Origin of the sequence: Nonomuraea sp. CA-141351 (genome assembly GCF_050944675.1) — a bacterium.
Lineage (GTDB): Bacteria > Actinomycetota > Actinomycetes > Streptosporangiales > Streptosporangiaceae > Nonomuraea.
This window is the reverse complement of sequence record NZ_CP191982.1, coordinates 4108726-4124111: the sequence shown is the minus strand read 5'-3', so window position 1 is coordinate 4124111 and position 15386 is coordinate 4108726. Positions and strand designations below refer to the sequence as shown.

Annotated in this window: 14 protein-coding genes; 6 read left to right on the top strand and 8 right to left on the bottom strand. The window is 71.3% G+C overall.

Going from position 1 to position 15386, the window contains the following annotated elements; genetic code table 11:
* The first annotated feature begins 52 nt into the window (after nucleotides 1-52).
* From ACQPWU_RS19570 to ACQPWU_RS19555, 4 genes are all read left to right on the top strand, one after another.
* Nucleotides 53-763 carry a dolichyl-phosphate beta-glucosyltransferase gene (locus tag ACQPWU_RS19570; protein ID WP_433441989.1) on the top strand — a complete coding sequence of 237 codons (711 nt, stop codon included), beginning with the start codon at nucleotides 53-55 and terminating at the stop codon, nucleotides 761-763.
* Nucleotides 760-2457 carry a hypothetical protein gene (locus ACQPWU_RS19565; protein WP_433441987.1) on the top strand — a complete coding sequence of 566 codons (1698 nt, stop codon included), beginning with the start codon at nucleotides 760-762 and terminating at the stop codon, nucleotides 2455-2457. Before ACQPWU_RS19570 ends, ACQPWU_RS19565 begins: the two co-directional genes overlap by 4 nt.
* Before the next feature lie 61 nt (nucleotides 2458-2518).
* Entirely contained in the window at nucleotides 2519-3055 is a 537-nt protein-coding gene (locus ACQPWU_RS19560; RefSeq protein ID WP_433441985.1) for a SigE family RNA polymerase sigma factor, read from the top strand.
* On the top strand, nucleotides 3042-4142 hold the full coding sequence (locus tag ACQPWU_RS19555; protein WP_433441983.1) for a hypothetical protein: 1101 nt from the start codon (nucleotides 3042-3044) through the stop codon (nucleotides 4140-4142). The genes ACQPWU_RS19560 and ACQPWU_RS19555 overlap by 14 nt, the downstream gene beginning before the upstream one ends.
* Before the next feature lie 28 nt (nucleotides 4143-4170).
* Here ACQPWU_RS19555 and ACQPWU_RS19550 read toward each other — a convergent pair whose 3' ends face one another.
* From ACQPWU_RS19550 to ACQPWU_RS19540, 3 genes are read right to left on the bottom strand one after another with little or no spacing between them, the layout of a single operon-like run.
* The gene (locus ACQPWU_RS19550; protein WP_433441981.1) at nucleotides 4171-5100 is read right to left on the bottom strand and encodes an RluA family pseudouridine synthase; all 930 of its coding nucleotides are present in this window, start codon (nucleotides 5098-5100) and stop codon (nucleotides 4171-4173) included.
* On the bottom strand, nucleotides 5093-5683 hold the full coding sequence (gene lspA, locus ACQPWU_RS19545) for a signal peptidase II (protein ID WP_433441979.1): 591 nt from the start codon (nucleotides 5681-5683) through the stop codon (nucleotides 5093-5095). The genes ACQPWU_RS19550 and lspA overlap by 8 nt, the downstream gene beginning before the upstream one ends.
* Complete coding sequence (locus tag ACQPWU_RS19540; RefSeq protein WP_433441977.1) at nucleotides 5647-6039, bottom strand: TraR/DksA family transcriptional regulator; 393 nt, start codon at nucleotides 6037-6039, stop codon at nucleotides 5647-5649. Before ACQPWU_RS19540 ends, lspA begins: the two co-directional genes overlap by 37 nt.
* A gap of 453 nt (nucleotides 6040-6492) precedes the next feature.
* Here ACQPWU_RS19540 and ileS point away from each other — a divergent pair, with 453 nt between their 5' ends.
* Both ileS and ACQPWU_RS19530 read left to right on the top strand, forming a co-directional pair.
* Nucleotides 6493-9639, top strand: a complete 3147-nt coding sequence (gene ileS, locus ACQPWU_RS19535; RefSeq protein ID WP_433441975.1) for an isoleucine--tRNA ligase — start codon at nucleotides 6493-6495, stop codon at nucleotides 9637-9639.
* Nucleotides 9640-9755: 116 nt separating this feature from the next.
* On the top strand, nucleotides 9756-10274 hold the full coding sequence (locus ACQPWU_RS19530; RefSeq protein ID WP_433441973.1) for an N-acetyltransferase family protein: 519 nt from the start codon (nucleotides 9756-9758) through the stop codon (nucleotides 10272-10274).
* Between the two features lie 249 nt (nucleotides 10275-10523).
* Here ACQPWU_RS19530 and ACQPWU_RS19525 read toward each other — a convergent pair whose 3' ends face one another.
* From ACQPWU_RS19525 to ACQPWU_RS19505, 5 genes are all read right to left on the bottom strand, one after another.
* On the bottom strand, nucleotides 10524-12614 hold the full coding sequence (locus ACQPWU_RS19525; RefSeq protein ID WP_433441971.1) for a hypothetical protein: 2091 nt from the start codon (nucleotides 12612-12614) through the stop codon (nucleotides 10524-10526).
* A 42-nt stretch (nucleotides 12615-12656) separates the two neighbouring features.
* Entirely contained in the window at nucleotides 12657-13532 is an 876-nt protein-coding gene (locus ACQPWU_RS19520) for a DivIVA domain-containing protein (protein WP_433441969.1), read from the bottom strand.
* A gap of 109 nt (nucleotides 13533-13641) precedes the next feature.
* Complete coding sequence (locus tag ACQPWU_RS19515; RefSeq protein ID WP_433441967.1) at nucleotides 13642-13926, bottom strand: YggT family protein; 285 nt, start codon at nucleotides 13924-13926, stop codon at nucleotides 13642-13644.
* Nucleotides 13927-14006: 80 nt separating this feature from the next.
* Entirely contained in the window at nucleotides 14007-14507 is a 501-nt protein-coding gene (locus tag ACQPWU_RS19510; RefSeq protein WP_360711324.1) for a cell division protein SepF, read from the bottom strand.
* Nucleotides 14508-14646: 139 nt separating this feature from the next.
* The gene (locus ACQPWU_RS19505; RefSeq protein ID WP_433441965.1) at nucleotides 14647-15339 is read right to left on the bottom strand and encodes a YggS family pyridoxal phosphate-dependent enzyme; all 693 of its coding nucleotides are present in this window, start codon (nucleotides 15337-15339) and stop codon (nucleotides 14647-14649) included.
* Nucleotides 15340-15386 lie beyond the last annotated feature (47 nt).

Here is a 15386-nt window from a genome sequence, read left to right as displayed (position 1 = left end):
CAAGCGGCGCTGACCGTGCAACCCCCGTGAGGCCCGGCCCTGTCTCCGGGGCATGAGCGAGATCGACCTGTCGGTGGTGATTCCCGCCTACAACGAGGAGGCCAGGCTCGGCGCCACCCTGGCCTCCGTCTGCACCCACCTGAGCACGACGCCGCTGAGCTGGGAGCTGATCGTCGTCGACGACGGCTCGGCGGACGGCACACTGGCCGTGGCGGCGGCCGCCGCCGGCGCCGAGCCCCGGATGCGCGTCATCCGCTGGCCCGCCAACCGGGGCAAGGGCCACGCGGTACGACGCGGTGTGCTGGTCTCGCGCGGCCGCCAGGTGCTGTTCACGGACGCCGACCTCGCCACCCCGATCGAGGAGTTCGGCCGGTTGAGGGCGGCGCTGAGCCAGGGAGCCGACGCGGCCATCGGCTCCCGCGCCCGCCCCGGGTCCCGCATCCTGGTGCGCCAGCACCCCGTCAGGCACCTGCTCGGCACGCTGGGCAACCGGCTCATCCGGGCGATGGCCCTGCCGGGGGTCGCCGACACGCAGTGCGGCTTCAAGCTGTTCGACGGGGACAAGGCGCGCGTGGTGTTCGGCCGCGCGCGGCTGGACGGGTGGGCCTTCGACGTGGAGATCCTGCGGGCGTTCGCGCGGCGGGGGTGGCCGGTCAGGGAGGTCCCGGTGCGGTGGTCCCACCGGCCCGGCTCCAAGTTACGCGCCCATCACTACCTGCTGACGCTGGGCGACCTGTGCTTGTTGCTGTGCGAGCGCCGGTGACTCGCCGCAGGGCCGGCCTCGTCGTGGCGTGCGTCTATCTCGCGCTGGCCGTCTTCGTGTACGTCCACCTGTGGGCCGACCCGTCGCGCCGCTATCTCGTCGACGGAGGCCAGGACCAGCACCAGTGGGAGTGGTTCTTCGCGGTCACCGCCCGCAACCTGGCCTCCTGGGACTCCCCGCTGTTCACGACCCTGCAGAACTACCCGCTCGGCGTGAACTTGATGGCCAACACCGTCATGCTCGGCGTCTCCGCGCCGCTCGCCCCCGTCACGCTCGCCTTCGGCCCCTCGGCGACGTGGGCGATCGTGCTCACCGGAGGCCTCGCCGGCAGCGCCGCCGCCTGGTACCGGCTGCTGTCGAGGCACGTGGTGAGCTCCCCCGTCGCGGCGGGGGTGGGGGGCGCGTTCTGCGCGTTCGCGCCGCCGATCATCTCGCACGCGAACGCGCACCCGAACTTCGTCGTGCTGTTCGCCATCCCGCTGATCATCGGCCGGTTCCTGCTGCTGGCCCGGCACCGCCGCGTCTGGCGTGACGGGACCGTGCTGGGGCTGCTGGTGACGTACCAGATCTTCCTGGGCGAGGAGGTCCTGCTGCTGGCCGCGGCCGGGCTCGCCGTGCTCGCCGCCGGGTACGCCGCCGCCCGCCCCGACGCGGCCCTGGCGGCGCTGCGGCCGCTGGTGGCGGGCACGGCGGTGGCAGCCGTGGTGAGCCTGACGCTGAGCGGGCCCGCGCTGTGGTTCCAGTTCGCCGGGGCGCAGAGTTACGCCTCACTGATCCACGGGCCCGCGGGCAACGACGTTCAGGCGCTCGTCTCGTACGCCGGGAGGTCGCTGGCGGGCGACGCGGGTGTGGCGGCGGCGCTGTCGCTCAACCCCACGGAGCAGAACGCGTTCTTCGGCTGGCCGCTGGCCGTCCTGGTCGCCGGGGTGGCGGTGTGGCTGCGGCGGATTCCGGTGGTGCTGCCGCTGACGCTGGTCGTCGTGGTGTCGGCGGCGCTGTCGCTCGGGCCAGAGATCACTTTTTACGGCGAAAAATCGAGTTATCTGGGGCCGTGGTGGTGGATGTCCCAGCTGCCACTGTTCGAGTCAGTGCTGGAGTCCCGCTTCACATTGGTGTGCGTGCCCGCCGTCGGGGCCCTCCTGGCGATCGCGGCCGACCGGGTGCTGGAGATGTCGTGGCGGGGCGCGCCGGCGCGGGTGCTGCTGGGGCTGGCGCTGGCCGAGGCACTGCTGCCGCTCGCGCCGAAGCCCCTGGTGGCCGCCGACCGCCCGGACACGCCCGCGTTCTTCACGACCGGAATGTGGCGCTCGTACGTGCGCCCCGGACGCTCCCTGGTGCCCGTGCCGCCACCCGACGCGGCCGACGCCACCGCGCTGCGCTGGCAGATCGACGCCGGGCTCGGCTTCCTCCTCCCCGAGGGCTACTTCGTCGGCCCGGTCGGCCCTGACCGGCAGGGCGCGTACGGCGCCCCGCCCCGCCCCACCGCCTCGCTGCTGCGCGACGTACGCGACAGCGGCGAGATCCCGGCGATCGGGCCGGCGGAACAGGCCGGGATGCGGACCGACCTGGCGTACTGGCGCGCCGACGCGGTCGTGCTCGGCCCGCACGAGCACCAGGACGCGCTCCTGCGCACCCTCACCACTCTCCTGGGGCAGCCCCGGTTCGTGGGCGGTGTGTGGGTCTGGGACGTGTGATGCAACCTTTCCCGCCCCCGGCGCTGTCTCAGGGAGAGAAGGATGATCGAGGAGGTGGCGGGTGCACGCGGCGGAGGAGCGGGACTACGTGGACTACGTGACCGCGCGGCTCCCATCGCTGCGGCGGCTGGCGTACTACCTGTGCAAGGACGCCCACCGCGCCGACGACGTGGTGCAGATGGCCATCACCAGGCTGTACGTCCACTGGAGACGCGCCCGTGCGGCCCGCGACCTGGACAGGTACGTGGACGCGATGCTGGTCAGGTGCTTCCTGAACGACCAGCGCCTCGGCTGGTGGACTCGCGTCAGGCTCGCCGGTTACTCCCACGAGGTCCCCGAGGCCGCGGGACACCCGCCGGACGTCGAGACCCGCTCGGTAGTGCATGCCGCGCTGGCCAAGGTGCCGCCGCGGCAGCGGGCGGTGCTCGTGCTCCGGTTCCTGTGCGATCTGCCGGTGACGGAGGTGGCCGAGATCCTGGGCTGTTCGACGGGCAACGTGAAGAGCCAGGCTGCCCGCGGCCTGGCCGCGTTACGCAGGCTGCTCGGCGACGATCCGGCGTCGATGGTGGAGGGAGCGATGCGACATGGACGCCCGTAAGCGCGAAACCGGGCGGACGCGCGGCTCTGAGGACGCGCCGGCACGCGAACCGGACGGCTCCGGCGAGTGGACGCGCGCCTTCGACGGCACCGGCCCCGGCCTGGACGGGGGGCGGCTGCTCGATCCGCTGCGTGACGTGGAACCCGCTCCGACGGGACGAGTCAACGTGGCGGCCGCCGTCCGGGCAGGGCGGCGGCGGGCGCGTACACGCGCGGCGCTCGGGGCTGCGGCGGCCGTGAGCGCCGTGGTCGCGGTGATCGCCATGACGACCGTGCTCGGCCGCCAGGCCGCCCAGCCCGCGCCCGCCGTCGCCCGGCAGTCCGGGTTCGACGTGCTGACCAAGGCCTTCACGGTGGGCTCCGCCGGCGGCTTCACCCCCGACACGTACGCGACGGGCCGCCTCGTCCAGCGGGTGACCCTGCGCCCCGCCGACCCGTCCCGCTCGGGGGACGCGGTGATCGAGCTGTACGCCCAGGGCGTCCTGCCCAGGAGCGCCGACGGACCGGCCGCGCCTTCGGTCAACGGCCGCCCGGCGATCTGGCCGCGCGATCCCGTCCTCAGGAAGGGAACGGCGGAGGTGGCCTGGCAGTGGGGGCCGCAGGCGTGGGGCGTCGTGTCGGTCAAGGGCGGTGACCGTGAGATCGCCCACCGGGTCGCCCAGAGCGTCCTGCCCGGCGGCGACGAACGGGTCGACGTGCCGTTCACCGTCCCGGGAGAGCCGGGCGTGCTGGTGGGCGCGGTCACCTCCTACAGCGCCCCGTACAAAGTGGGGCTCCGCTACGACGACGCCGGCTCGTGGCTGGAGGTCGGGGTCGAGGAGAGGACCTCGGCCCTGAAGCCCGGCACCACCGTGCGGGGCCTGCCCGCCGTGCGCGAGGAACGCCGCGTCACGGTGCTCAGGGACGGCTACGCGGCCTACGCCGAGGCCGGGCGCGCCGGCTGGGCGGATCGGCTGGGCGAGCTGGCGTCGGCGATCACACTGGCCCCGGACAGCGGGTGGCCCGGTGAGCCCTCGCCCGCCTGCACACGTCCGGGGAGCGGTACGGGAGCGACGACGCCCGCCTGCGCGACCGCCTCGCCCCGCTGAGTGGCACGGCCCGTCTCTTCAGGGCGGGTCAGGACTCGTCGCGGACGATGTCCAGCGCTTTCTGCAGGTCCTGCGGGTAGTCCGTGCTGAACGACATCCACTCCCCCGTGGCCGGATGCTCGAACCCGAGCGCCACGGCGTGCAGCCACTGCCGCGTGACCCCCAGGCGGGCCGCCAGCGTCGGGTCGGCGCCGTACAGGAGGTCGCCGACGCAAGGGTGCCGGAGCGCCGCCATGTGCACCCTGATCTGGTGCGTGCGCCCGGTCTCCAGCTTGATGTCCAGCAGCGAGGCCGCGCGGAACGCCTCGACGGTGTCGTAATGGGTGACCGACGGCTTGCCCCCGGCCACCACCGCGAACCGCCCGTCCCCGGAGGGGTGCCGGTCGATGGGCGCGTCCACCGTGCCCCTGAACGGGTCGGGATGTCCCTGCACCAGCGCGTGGTAGCGCTTGTCGACCGTGCGCTCCTTGAAGGCCCGCTTGAGCCGTGAGTACGCCACCTCGCTCTTGGCCACCACCATCGCCCCCGTGGTGTTGGCGTCGAGCCGGTGCACGATGCCCTGCCGCTCGGCCGCCCCGCTGGTGGCGATCGTGTGCCCGGCCCCGAGCAGCCCGCCGATCACGGTCGGCCCCGTCCAGCCCACGGTCGGGTGGGCGGCCACCCCGATCGGCTTGTTGACCACGACGATGTCGTCGTCCTCGTACACGACCGTCATGCCCGGCACCGGCTCCGCGACCGGCATCGGCGTGGTGACCGGCGGCGGCATCGTCACGTCGAGCCACGCTCCCGCGTGCACCCGGTCCGACTTGGCCGGCTGCTGCCCGTCCACCAGCACCTCGCCCGCGCCGATCAACTCGGCCGCGCGGGTGCGGGAGAAGCCGAACAACCGCGAGAGCGCCGCGTCGAGCCGCTCGCCCTCCAGGCCGTCGGGGACGGGAAGGCTGCGCTGCTCACTCACCCTTCGCCACCTCCTTGGACCCGTCGATCTGCACGTTCCGCCAGGCCAGGAGCACCGCCAGGATGCCGCCGCAGACGATGGCCGAGTCGGCGATGTTGAAGACGGGGAAGTAGTCGATGACGGGGAAATGCCCCGGGAGCACCTCGATGAAGTCGACGACGTGCCCCTGGAGCTGCGTGGAGCGCCCGATGCCCGAGGGGTAGCGCAGCAGCCGGTCGGTGAGGTTGCCGAGGGCCCCGCCGAGCAGCAGGCCCAGCGTGAGCGCCCAGGCCCGGCTGCCGAGCTTGCGGGCGGTGCGCACGATGGCCACGACCACGCCCGCGGCGATGAACGTGAAGATGAAGGTCATCCCGGTGCCGATGCTGAACGCGGCACCGGAATTGAAGATCACCCGGAACTGCAGCACGTCCGGGATGACGACGAGGGGCGCCCGGCCCTCGAGTGTGCGCAGCACCACCGTCTTGGTGATGAGATCGGCCGCGTAGATCACGGCCGCCAGCACGACGAGGACGGCGAACAGGCGGCCGCGGGGCCGGCCCGCAGGCGCTACCGGCGCTCCTCCTTCTGCTTGCAGGCCACGCACAGCGTCGCCCTCGGGAACGCCTGAAGGCGTTCCTTGCCGATCGGCTTGTGGCACGATTCGCACACTCCATAGGTCCCTGCGTCGATCCTGGCGATCGCACGTTCGTTCTGCGCGACCAGATCGCGCGCATTCAGGGTAAGGGCGATCTCGCGTTCGCGCTCGTACGTCTTGGCGCCGGCGTCCGCCTGGTCGTCGCCGGCTCCCTGGGTGACGTCTCCAGAGGCTATCTCCGTCTCGTGGCGGTGGATGTCCGCGTTGAGCTCGTCGATCTCGGTCTGGAGCCTGCCGCGTACCTCGGCCAGCTCCTGTTCCGACCACATCGACGGTGTAGCGGTGGTCTGCGTGACTGCCGCCATGGCTGCCTCCATTGCTGATCAAGGCCGTAAATGGTGCGGGCAGCTTAGGATCCTCATAACGGAACGGCAAACGACCCGCCGGACGGTTTACCTCCCCCGTACTATCCCGCCCCGCGCATTCAACTCCTCAACAGGGGCGTCCATTCCCACATCTTTGTCGGTTGCGTACCGACGCGGTCTCCGGAAGATGTGCCAAGGGAAACCAGGAAGCCTTCGCCTCCACTCTGCGTTATGGTTTGAGACTGCAAGGCGTTGATGGGGCCCGACTGTGAGGGATATCACCCCGGAGCCGCCGGAAGAACGGCTCGTGCGAGCTCATTAGACCCGGCAGCAGATCAAATGAAGAGGGCCTCCCCCCGGGCGAGGCCAAGAAGGGTGGTACCGCGGAGCCGTGTGGCTTCGTCCCTTCACGCTAGCCTTGCCGGCCGATGATGCGTGGAGGTCACGCCCGAAATGTCTTCCCCAACGTTCCGCTCTCTTCCCGCGCAGGTCGACCTGCCCGCGCTCGAGCGCGAGGTCCTGGACCGCTGGCGGGACGGGAAGATCTTCGAGCGTTCCGTGGAGCAGAACTCCGGTAACCCGTCCTGGGTCTTCTACGAGGGTCCCCCCACCGCGAACGGCCTGCCCGGCGTGCACCACGTCGAGGCGCGGGTGTTCAAGGATCTCTTCCCGCGCTACAAGTCCATGCGCGGATTCAGCGTTCCGCGTAAGGCCGGATGGGACTGCCACGGCCTGCCGGTCGAGGTCGGCGTCGAGCGCGAGCTGGGCCTGACCGGCAAGAAGGACATCGAGGAATACGGCATCGCCGAGTTCAACGCGAAGTGCCGCGAGTCGGTGCTGCGGCACGTGGACGCGTTCGAGCAGATGACCGAGCGCATGGGCTACTGGATCGACCTGTCCCAGGCGTACCGGACGATGGACCCGTCCTACATCGAGTCGGTGTGGTGGTCGCTGAAGGTCGTGTGGGACAAGGGGCTGCTGTTCCGCGACTTCCGCATCACGCCGTACTGCCCGCGCTGCGGCACCGGGCTGTCCGACCACGAGCTGGGCCAGCCCGGCGGCTACGAGAACGTCTCCAGCCCGTCGGTCTACGTCCGCATGCCGGTGACCTCCGGGCCGCTGGCCGAGCTGGGCGCCGCCCTGCTCGTGTGGACGACGACGCCGTGGACCCTCGTGTCCAACACGGCGGTCGCCGTGCACCCCGACGTGACGTACGTCGCGGCCCGCACGCCGGACGGCGAGGTCCTGGTGGTCGCCGAGCCGCTGCTGCCGGTGCTGGGCGAGGGCGTGACCGAGGTGGCCCGCTACACGGGACGCGAGCTGGAGCACACCGCGTACTCCCGCCCGTTCGACCTGGTCGACATCCCCGGCGCCCACTACGTCGTGCTCGGCGACTACGTCACGGTCGAGGACGGCACCGGCCTGGTCCACCAGGCCCCGGCGTTCGGCGCCGACGACCTGGCCGTGATCAGGCGGTACGACATGCCCGTCGTCAACCCGATCGGCCCCGACGGCCGCTTCCTCGACGACGTTCCCATGGTCGGCGGCCGGTTCTTCAAGGACGCCGACGAGGAGCTGACCGAGGACCTGCGCGCCCGCGGGCTGCTCTACCGCGGCGGCCACTTCGAGCACGCCTATCCCCACTGCTGGCGCTGCCACACCGCGCTGCTCTACTACGCCCTCCCGTCCTGGTACATCCGCACCACGGCGGTCAAGGACAAGATGCTGGCGGAGAACGCCGACACCAACTGGTACCCCGAAACGATCAAGTGGGGCCGGTACGGCGAGTGGCTGCGCAACAACGTCGACTGGTCGCTGTCGCGTTCGCGCTACTGGGGCACGCCGCTGCCGCTGTGGGTGTGCTCCGAGGACGAGTCCCACGTGACGTGCGTCGGCTCGCTGGAAGAGCTGGGCAGCCTGGCCGGCCAGGACATCTCGGCGCTCGACCCGCACCGCCCTTACGTCGACGACGTGACCTTCGGCTGCCCGTCGTGCGGCGCTCCCGCCAAGCGGGTGCCCGACGTCATCGACGCCTGGTACGACTCCGGCTCCATGCCGTTCGCCCAGTGGGGCGAGCGCGGCAAGCCGGAGGGCCTCTACCCGGCGCAGTTCATCTGCGAGGCCACCGACCAGACGCGCGGCTGGTTCTACTCGCTGATGGCCGTCGGCACGCTCGTCTTCGGCCAGTCCTCGTACGAGAACGTGCTCTGCCTCGGCCTCATCCTGGCCGAGGACGGCCGCAAGATGAGCAAGCACCTGGGCAACATCCTCGAGCCGATCCCGCTGATGGACCAGCACGGGGCCGACGCGCTGCGCTGGTTCATGGCCTGCTCGGGCTCGCCCTGGGCGGCGCGCCGGGTGGGGCACAACGCGCTGGAGGAGATCGTCCGCAAGGTCCTGCTGACGCTCTGGAACACCTCGTCGTTCTTCACCCTCTACGCGAACGCCGAGTCCTGGTCGCCGTCCATGCTCGCCGAGGCCACGCCGGTGGCCGAGCGCCCGCTGCTCGACCGCTGGGTGCTGGGGGAGCTGCACAGGACGGTGGCCGAGGTCACGGCGTCCCTGGACGAGTACGACACCCAGCGCGCCGGCCGCCGCCTGGCCGACTTCCTCGACGACCTGTCCAACTGGTACGTGCGCCGCTCGCGCCGCCGGTTCTGGCAGGGGTCGCTGGAGGCGTTCGCGACGCTGTACGAGTGCCTGGAGACGGTGACGCGGCTGATGGCCCCCATGACGCCGTTCATCACCGACTACCTCTGGGACGTCCTGCGCTCCCCCGAGGCGCCCTCCTCGGTGCACCTGACCTCCTGGCCCACGGTGCGCGAGGACCTGCTCAACCCGGTGCTGTCCGACCAGATGGCCCTGGTACGGCGCCTGGTGGAGCTGGGCCGCTCGGCCCGAGCCTCGTCGGGCGTCAAGACCCGCCAGCCGCTCCGCCGGGCCCTGGTGGGGGCGCACGGCTGGCCGTCGCTGCCCGGGGAGCTTCGCGGGCTGGTGGCTGACGAGCTGAACGTCCATGCGCTCGAGGACATGTCCGGGTTCAGCGCCGATCTCGTGTCCTACTCCGTCAAGCCCAATTTCCGGGCCCTGGGCAAGCGCTTCGGCTCCCAGACCAAGCTGGTGGCCGCCGCGGTCGCCGCCGCCGACCCCACCCGCGTGGCCCGTGCCCTGCGCTCCGGCTCCACGGTCATGGTGGAGGCGGACGAGCTGGGCGAGATCATGCTCGGCCCCGACGACGTGATCGTCAACGAGCAGCCCCGTTCGGGCTGGGCGGTGGAGACGGGCGCGATCGGCACCGGCGCGGGCGAGACGGTGGCCCTAGACCTGGAGCTCACGGACGACCTGCGCCGCGCCGGCCTCCTGCGCGAGGTCATCCGCCTGGTCCAGGACGCCCGCAAGTCGACCGGCCTGTCGATCACCGACCGCATCGACCTGTGGTGGACCACGTCCTCTCCCGACCTCGCCACGGCCCTGCGTACCGAGGGGCACGTGGTGGCGGAGGACGTCCTGGCGACCACGGTCACGGAGGGCACGGCCCCGGACCTTCCGTCCCACACGGACGAGGACCTGTCGCTGTCCTTCCAGCTCCGCCGCGCCTGACACCCGGGGTGGTGGGCCTTTCGGCCCACCACCCCCTCTTGTGCCGGCCTTCCTCGGCCTGTCGACCCTCGATCGACGACTCGACAGGCACCTGCTCGTGCCGCTATCACGTACAGATGCGTATTCGGCAGGCGACGAGCGCTGATGCCCGAGCGATCGCCGACGTCCACGTGCGGTCCTGGCAAGCCGCCTATCGAGGACTCGTCCCCCAGGACTACCTCGACGACCTGGACCCCGCGGAACGGCAATCCGGCTGGGAACGCCGGCTGGCCGAGACAGCCTGGCCCGGCAGGGGAGTCCTCGTGGCCGAGACCGGCGGCGACGTCGTCGGGTTCGCCGGGCTGCTGCCGACGCGGGACGAAGACGAAGACCCCGCGTCCGTGGGCGAGATCGCCACGATCTATCTGATCCCGGAGACCTGGGGCCGCGGGATCGGCAGGGCGCTCATGAACACGGTCCTGGCCACCCTTGCCCAAGCCGGCTACCACCAGGCCACTGCCTGGGTATTGGACACCAACGTCCGCGCCCGGCGTTTCTACGAGGCGGGCGGATGGCACGGCGACGGAGCCACGAAACGGGACACCACCCGGGGCTTCGTCCTCACCGAGCTCCGCTACCGGCGCCTCCTCGCCTGAGCGAATCGACCGGGATCGCCTGGTAGGCCGGCGGTTCATCGGCACGGCGGGAGCCGGGCTGGTCCAGTTCGTATGTGGTTGTCCCGGCCATCGAACCACGGACCCACGTCGCCCGCCGGCCGCATCGGTCAGGGCGCCCGCATTCCCGCTGTCTCGGGCTCACGTCACGAGGCCCCGACCACACGACCGCGGATGCTCGCTCGGCAGGCCCGAGGCACCGACGCTCAGCTCAGCGGCTCGCGGTGGCTCTCAGCTCACGGTCTCACGGTCGTGCTGGCAGACCGAGCAGCTCGTCAGCCCGGCGGCCTCCGCTGCGGCCAGTGTCATCGTCTCCACGCCCGTCTCCCCCGCGCCCCTGATCAACGGGCAGGCGGTGCTGTGGTAGCGGCGGGTGCCGACGATGACCTTCACCATCCGGGGGCGTTCGCCCTTGCCGCCCTGGCCGGCGCCCGCGGGGCCGGTGGACTCGTCGCCACCCTTGCCGGCTCCGGCGGCCTCAGGTTTGGAGGCGCCGGTCTTGGGCGCGGGCGTGGCGCCCGTCTTAGGGGCGGCCGAGGCGCCGCTCTCGGATACGGCCGAAGCACCCGTCTTAGGAGCTGCCGAAGCCCCAGTCGACGGTGTGGCCGGCCCACCCGTCTTGGGAGCGGGCGAGGAACCGGCCTTGGACGCGGCGCCGGTCTCCTCCCCTCTGGACGCCTCACCCTTGCCGGCGCCCGCATTGGGCGTGTCCCCCTTGGGGGCGGGCGGCTTGGCCGCGCCCGCACCCGTGGCGGGTGGCCGTTCGGGGCTGGTCTTGCCCGTCGGCACCGGCTTGGCGCCCCGGCCCGTACCGGAAGGGCGTCCCTCCGGCGACCTGGCGGCCCCGCCGGGGGGCAGCGGGCCCTTGGGCTTGGCCTGCGACTCGGCCGAGGACGCGGGCCGCTCGGGCACCACCAGGCTCTCCCCGGACGAGGCAGGCGCCTTGGCGGCCCCAGAAGGACGCTGTGGCGGCCCTGAAGCCCCGCTCGGGGCTCCCGGACGGGTCGGCACCGCCGAAGAAGGCACGCGCGGCTGCGGCGCCGTGGCAGGCCCCGAGGAGTCGTCCTCGTCGTCCACCACCGGCGGCTGCCCAGGCTTGCCCCCGGCCCGCTCAGGCCCACCAGCGCCCCGCTCAGGCGCACCGGAGGACTGCCTGGGCCCGGCCCCGGCGGACGGCCCGGACGCGGCCGAAGGCTGTCCCGGCTTCGTCCCGGACGGCCGGGGTGTGCTCGTGGACTGACCGGGCTTGCTCCCGGGCTGCCCGGGCGTGCCGGTCCGTTGCGACGGCTTGCCCGCCGGTGCTCCGGCCTTGCCAGGAGCAGGAGAGCCCGGCTCGCCCTTGGCAGGCGATGCGGAAGCCGTGGCAGGCGACCCGGAAGCGGGCGCGTCCGTGGAGCGTCCACCCGCAGAAGGCGTGCCGGAAGAGGCGCCGCTCGTGGACGAGGCGCCCGTGGAGGGCGCGCCCTTGGCGGGGCCGCCGGCGGAAGGAGCCGCCGAAGAGGGGCGGGGCGGCGTCGAGTCGGGCCTGCGCGCGGAGGGCGGCGGCCGGAAATAAGAAGTCTGTTTGTCCGCCTGATCGTCGTCAGACTCGGCGGCGGAGGGCCGGCCGAACCACCCGGTGGCGCCTTCCTCGTGGGCGGCGGCGGGCTCCGGGGTGGGGGTGGAAGCCTTCGTGTCGGGCTTCGGCGGGGCGACCGGCGGACGTACGTCCCGGGTCTCCGCGGAGTTTTCCGCCCGGCTCTCCGCCCTGACGGCGGGGCCGGCGGCGGCAGCGGACTCGGGGTCGGCGGCAGGCGGCAACTGCCGTCCACCGAGCGCTGCGTCAGGCAGGCACGTCGTGCAGGGCGTGAAGCCCTCCTCGCGTGCCTCCTCGTACGTGAGCTCCTCGCTGTCCCGACCGCTCAGCTGCCGGCAGCCAGGCATGTGGTAGCGCTTGCGTCCGGGGATCACCAGCACGATCGCATCCGGCGAGATGCCGCTCGCCGCGGGGCGGCGAGGAGCGGCGGCGGGAACGGTCGCCGTCCGCTGCGGCGCCTGAGGATGCGGTTGGGGTCGCGGTGGCTGCTGGGGAACCGTAGGACCGGTCTGGGTGTACGGCATGCCCGGCGGCATGAGCCCTTTCGGTGGGGTGGCCGGCGCAGCGGCCTGCCCACCACCGGGAAAAAGCTCGTTTCGCCGCAGGAACGCCCCGATCACGAGGAACAGCGCGGACAGCACGCTGACCACGATGGACCACATGATCAGGAACGGCTTGGCCAGTACGAAGCCCGCGATCAGCAGCACGACCGCCGCGAGCACCAAACCAGCACTGATAAGGATCACAGGGGAGCTCTTTCGAGTGACAGGTCCTAGTGACCCGCTACTTTACCGGCGGTCGTTGTGAGGACCGTCACCGCCGGGAAAGACGCCCTGCGGAGCCTCGCCGCCGAACGGGTTGGGACCACCGGGAAGAGGCTGCTGGCCGCCCTGCGACACGGCGTGCGACATGGCGGGAGCCTGACCCTGCGGACCACCGGACATCACCGGGAACCCACCGCTGCCCTCGGCGGAGACGTTGAGCTCGGCGAGCTGGTTTTCCAGGTAGAGCTTGAGCCTGCTGCGGTATTCGCGCTCGAAGCTCCGCAGCTCCTCGACCTTGCGCTCGAGCTCGTCGCGGGTCTGCACCAGCGAGCCCATCGCCTGGCGGTGGCGCTCCTGCGCGTCGCGCTCGAGCGTCTCGGCGCGGGCGCGGGCGTCGCCGATGACCTGCTCGGCCTGGCGGCGCGCCTTGGTGAGGATCTCGTCGGCCTCGCGCCTGGCGCGGGTGACCGTCTCGTCCGCCTCCCGGCGGGCGTCAGAGATCGCCTGGTCGGCGGTCTGCTGGGCGAGCGCGAGCACGCGGGCCGCGGTGTCCATGTTGTCCTCGGCGGGAGGCATGCTCATGGCCACGGGGACCGGCTGCTGCACCGGCGGCGGCTCCGGGGCCCGCATGGGCTCGGGCTGCGGCGGGGGAGCCATCATCTCGGGCTTGGGCTGCTCCTGGACCGGGGCGGAGGCCATGGGCATGTTCATGCCGCCCGGCACCTTCCCGCGCAGGCACTCCGCCAGCTTCGCACGGAGCTCTTCGTTCTCTTGGATCAGACGGTCGAGCTCAGCTTCCACCTCGTCGAGGAAGGCGTCGACCTCTTCCTCGTCGTAGCCCGGCCGCAACCGGGTGGTACTGAACTGCTTGTTCCGCACATCAGCGGGCGTCAGCGGCATTTTTTGGTCTCCTTGGCGCGCTTGGAGTCTGTCCGGAGGGACGGTAACCCGAATCACTTCAGCGCGGACACGAGTTGGATCACGACCGGTGCCACACCGGCCCGGCTCATCACAGCAATCCCGCGATCTGGATCAGGATCAGCACGACGATGAACAGGACAGTGAAGCTTAGGTCAAAGGCCACCGTACCCAACCGGAGCGGGGGAATGAAACGGCGGAGGAACTTGAGTGGTGGGTCGGTTGCGGTGTAAGTGGCCTCGGCCAGCACCAGCACGATGCCGGAAGGGCGCCACTGACGGGCGAAAGCCTGCACCGTCTCAAAGATCATCCTGCCTATGAGCAGCACCAGATAGAGAGACAGGACTACGACCAAGATCTGACCTACGATCCCCACGGCCTGGCCGCGCCTCCACTTCTGATGTGCCCTCCCGGTCTCGGCGAGACCTGGTTGGGTTCGATAGACATACAGAGACTCTAACTCTGATTGAAGAACCCGCGTTCCGCGATTCGGGCCTTGTCCTCGGCGGTCACCTCGACATTGGCAGGGGACAACAGGAACACCTTGTTGGTAACACGTTCAATGCTGCCATGTAGGCCAAAGACCAGACCTGCCGCGAAATCGACAAGCCGCTTGGCGTCGCTGTCAACCATCTCGGTCAAGTTCATGATGACCGGGGTGCCGTCGCGGAAGTGCTCTCCGATGGTACGCGCCTCGTTGTACGTCCGCGGGTGGAGGGTCGTGATGCGGGCCAGATCGGTCGTGCGGCGCTCCAGGACGGCCGCAGCGGGCCTCGGCGCGGGCACTCCTGCGTCAGGCTCGTCGTCGCGGTCCTGGACCGCCACGGGCCGTTCCTCGCCGGTTCGCTGCACCTCGTCGTCGTAGGCGTACTCGTCCGTGTACGTCTCATATCTCTCGTAGCGGTCGTCCTCCACGAGACCGAGGTAGACCGCCATCTTGCGCATCGCGCCGGCCATCGCTACGTCGTCCTCCTGCTCATGGTCGCACTCGCTCGGGTCCGTCGCCGGAGCCCGAGGCGGTAGCCGTACCCCCTTGGAGCTCACCGCTGATCGACCTCTACTTGATCGTGGGCCTGGAGACCCACTTGAGGGGACATTACCTGACGAAGGGCTTGCGACGGCCGAGCAACGCCGTACCGACCCGCACGTGTGTCGCGCCGTACGCGATGGCTTCCGTGAGGTCTTCGCTCATACCGGCCGAAATCATCGTTGCACGTGGGTGCTGCTCCTCCAGGCGCGTGGCGACCTCGCGCAGTCTGGCGAACGCCTTGGCGGGCTCCTCGTGCAGCGGCGCCACCGCCATGACGCCGCCCAGCCACACGCCTTCGGCCAGGGCCACCTCGTCGGCCAGCTCGAGCACGTCGGCGGGCCTGGCGCCGCCCCTGTCCGGGTCGTCGTCGAGCGCGACCTGGATGAGGCAGCCGATCCTGCGGCCCTGGAGCACCGCTTCCTTGCTGATCGCCTCCACCAGCCGCAGGCGGTCCACTGAGTGGATCACGTCGGCGTACGAGACGACGGAGCGGACCTTGTTCGTCTGGAGCTGGCCGACGAAGTGCCAGGTCAGCGAGAGCCCGGCGAGCTCGTGCGCTTTGGGCGCGGCCTCCTGGTCGCGGTTCTCGCCGATGTCGCGCACGCCCAGCTCGGCCAGGATCCGCACGTCCTCGGCCGGACGCGTCTTGGTGACGGCGATCAGCGTGACCTCGCCGCGGTCGCGCCCCACCGCGTGGCAGGCCGCCGCGATGCGCGCGTCGACCTCGGCGAGCCCGGCCGCGATCTCGTCCCTTCTCACTGACTCTCCCTTCCACTACAGGCCCGGCACAGGGTACGCCTTCGCGC